Annotated in this window: 3 protein-coding genes and 2 pseudogenes; 3 read left to right on the top strand and 2 right to left on the bottom strand. The window is 73.8% G+C overall.

Annotated elements, in window-relative coordinates:
* The first annotated feature begins 238 nt into the window (after positions 1 to 238).
* Positions 239 to 934, top strand: a complete 696-nt coding sequence (locus B7767_RS02330) for a response regulator transcription factor (protein WP_085570621.1) — start codon at positions 239 to 241, stop codon at positions 932 to 934.
* Positions 935 to 973: 39 nt separating this feature from the next.
* Here the strand turns inward: B7767_RS02330 and B7767_RS02335 are convergent, their stop codons facing one another.
* Complete coding sequence (locus tag B7767_RS02335; protein WP_085570622.1) at positions 974 to 1,396, bottom strand: pyridoxamine 5'-phosphate oxidase family protein; 423 nt, start codon at positions 1,394 to 1,396, stop codon at positions 974 to 976.
* A 224-nt stretch (positions 1,397 to 1,620) separates the two neighbouring features.
* Between B7767_RS02335 and B7767_RS02340 the strand changes: the two are divergent.
* Together B7767_RS02340 and B7767_RS47665 are read left to right on the top strand one after the other, a co-directional pair.
* Positions 1,621 to 2,127, top strand: a pseudogene (locus B7767_RS02340) (nitrate reductase subunit alpha); the annotation flags it as partial.
* Positions 2,039 to 2,224 (top strand): annotated as a pseudogene (locus tag B7767_RS47665) (respiratory nitrate reductase subunit gamma); the annotation flags it as partial. The pseudogenes B7767_RS02340 and B7767_RS47665, both read left to right, overlap by 89 nt.
* Positions 2,225 to 2,401: 177 nt before the next feature.
* On the opposite strand, the gene B7767_RS02350 reads toward B7767_RS47665, so the two are convergent.
* Positions 2,402 to 2,857, bottom strand: a complete 456-nt coding sequence (locus tag B7767_RS02350; protein ID WP_085570623.1) for a Crp/Fnr family transcriptional regulator — start codon at positions 2,855 to 2,857, stop codon at positions 2,402 to 2,404.
* Positions 2,858 to 3,043: the final 186 nt, after the last annotated feature.

Raw genomic sequence — 3,043 nt, forward strand, 5'->3', positions numbered from 1 at the left:
CGCCGGCGCTGCCCGGGGCCGGGCGCGGCCGCCCTTCGCCGGCCGGAACCCCGACCGCTCCGACGGACGCCGGCCCACGGCACCGAGGCCCTGGACGCCCCGCCCACCGGTGATGACGCCCCCTCGCACGAGTGGGGCCGATCGGCCCTGGCCTCCCGGCCCGGGATTGCGCAGGATGTGAGGGCCGGGGGATTCCGGACGGCGTGGACGATCACACAGCGTGGACGAGGAGCAATCGATGGCGGACGGCGAGCAGCCCGGACCCGACAGCCCGATCCGGGTCTTCCTGCTGGACGACCACGAGGTGGTCCGGCGAGGGGTGCACGACCTGCTGAACGACGAACCGGACATCACCGTGGTCGGCGAGGCCGCCACCGCGGAGCAGGCCCTGGTCCGCGTTCCCGCCCTGCGCCCCCAGGTCGCGGTCCTGGACGTACGGCTGCCGGACGGGGACGGGGTGAGCGTGTGCCGCGAGCTGCGCTCGGCCATGCCCGACCTGGCCTGTCTGATGCTGACCTCGTTCGACGACGAGGAGGCCCTGCTCGACTCGATCATGGCCGGTGCCTCCGGATACGTGCTGAAGCAGATCCGCGGCTCCGACCTGGTGACCGCCGTGCGCACGGTGGCCCGCGGCCAGTCGCTGCTCGACCCGAGCGCCACCACCCGGCTGATGGCCCGGCTGCGCGGCGGACAGCGGAAGGAGGAGGAGCAGCCGGAGGCGCTGCCCGGGCTGACCGACCGGGAGCGCGAGATCCTGGCCCTGATCGGTGAGGGACTGACCAACCGCCAGATCGGCCAGCGGCTGTACCTGGCCGAGAAGACGGTCAAGAACCACATCTCCCGGCTGCTGGCGAAGCTCGGTGTGGAGCGCCGCATCCAGGCCGCCGTCATCGCCACCCAGGTCCAGGACCGGCTGCGGCAGGAGGACCGCTGACGGCCGCCGCGGCGAGCCGCGCCGGCCGTCGGCCGCGGCTCACCGCCCGGCCGTCGCTCCCCTGAGCTCGCGTCCGGTGACCACCTCGGCCTCGATGCGCACGAAGACCGTCTCCCGCAGCGGCATCCACGAGGCCGGACCGGTCCGTACGAACCGTTCGTGCTCGGCCGGGCCGGTCACCACGGTGGCCCGTCCGGTGACGATCACGCTCCAGCCGGAGCGGGCCTCCGCGTGGAACTCGTCCGCCTCGAAGGCGACCACGGTGCCGTCGACGGCGCGTACGAGGTCCGAGCCCGGGGAGGTGGCCAGGAGCACGGAGGCGTCCGTGTCCAGGGAGAAGTTGACGGGCAGGACCGCGGGCAGGGCCTGCCGGGTGTAGATCACACGGCCGACCGGCACCCCGGCCGGCAGGCGGAGGCACTCCTGCCGGTCGAGCGCGCGAAAGGCGTCGTTCTGGAACATCCCCCCATCGTCGCCGTGGGCCCGGCCGGGGGGTAGGGCCGGTCGGCCCTACCCCCCGGCCGGGCCCCTTTCCGCGTTCCTGGTGTGGCTGTTGACCACGCGGGGGGACACGGATCGTAGAGTCGTGCGCGGCGAAACCGATCACGAATCCAACGGGCGGTCCTGCCCGGAGCGGAGTGGCACGGTGAGCCACGGAGACCGGCGCGGCGCGGACACGGGCGGGCATGGACGGCGAGCTGGCGGAGGCGCTGGTGCGCAGCCGCCGCTACTTCACCGGAGCCGAGACCTCCGAGGACCTGCGCTCGCTGCACCGCAAGGGCGGCCGCCAGGCGGACGAGTTCTACCGGGACCGCTGGTCGCACGACAAGGTGGTGCGCTCCACCCACGGTGTGAACTGCACCGGCTCCTGCTCGTGGAAGGTGTACGTCAAGGACGGCATCATCACCTGGGAGGCCCAGCAGACGGACTACCCGTCCGTCGGCCCGGACCGCCCCGAGTACGAGCCGCGCGGCTGCCCCCGAGGAGCGGCCTTCTCCTGGTACACGTACTCGCCCACCCGCGTGCGCTACCCCTACGTACGCGGTGTGCTGCTGGGGATCTGTCGGCCCGGTCTTCTCGGCCACCACCGTCAACGACAAGGCGATGCACCTCTCCCTGACGGCGACCATCGGGCTGGGCCTGGCCGCGACCGTGGCGGCGAACATCGTCGGCGGCGGCTACGACTACCGCGAGACCATCTCCCCCTGGTCCCGCTCGATCTTCTACCTCCAGCCCGACCCGGACCTGATGACCGGCACCCCGGTCCTCTTCCAGCTCCACGCCGTCAGCGCCCTGCTGCTCTTCGCCGCCTGGCCCTTCACCCGGCTCGTCCACATGCTCACGGCCTCACCCGCCCCTACATCGTCTACCGCAGCCGCGGCGTCCGGCTCGGCGCCCGCGCACCCCACCGGGGCTGGGAACGCACGGGCTGACCGGCCGGCCCGCGCGGGCCGCCGTCCACGGCCGTCAGCCGCGTCCGCTGCCGTACGGGGCGTACAGGTCGAGCAGCCGGATCCGGGTGGCGTGCAGCCGCTGGGCGACCACCCGGCCGACCCACACGGCGATCATGCGGCCGAACTCGGGATCCTCGTCGCACAGCGTCCGTACGGCCTCCGCGTCGAACTCCCAGGCACGCACCGGGCTCGTGGTCCCGGCGCCCAGGTGCCACATGCGCGGCGGGTAGTGCCAGGACCAGCCGATCAGCTCGCCGTGGCCCAGCGACTCGATCACGGCCGCGCGGTGACCGGGGACCTGCAGGTCGAGGGCGACGGTTCCGGTCCGGACGATCCAGAACCGGTCGGCGCGCCGTCCTTCCTCGAACAGGCGCACCCCGGCCGGGAAGGAGACCTCGCGGGCGTGCCGCATCAGTCCTTCGCGGTGCGCGGCCGGGAGACCCGCGCTCAGAGTGGTGGTGGATGTCATCGCCCGTCTCCTTCCGTGCCCGCCGCCACAGCCGGACGGCGGCTTCGGTGCCCCCGGTGCCAGCGTGTGCCCGGCCGGGGGGAGACGCCACGGGCCGCCCGGCCCCCTCCGAGGGACCTTCGGCCCAACCGGCGGGCGGGGCGGGCCCGTCACCCGGCCGGACGGTCCTCCGGCGGCGTGTCGCCG

Source organism: Streptomyces sp. 13-12-16 (genome assembly GCF_002114215.1).
Lineage (GTDB): Bacteria > Actinomycetota > Actinomycetes > Streptomycetales > Streptomycetaceae > Streptomyces.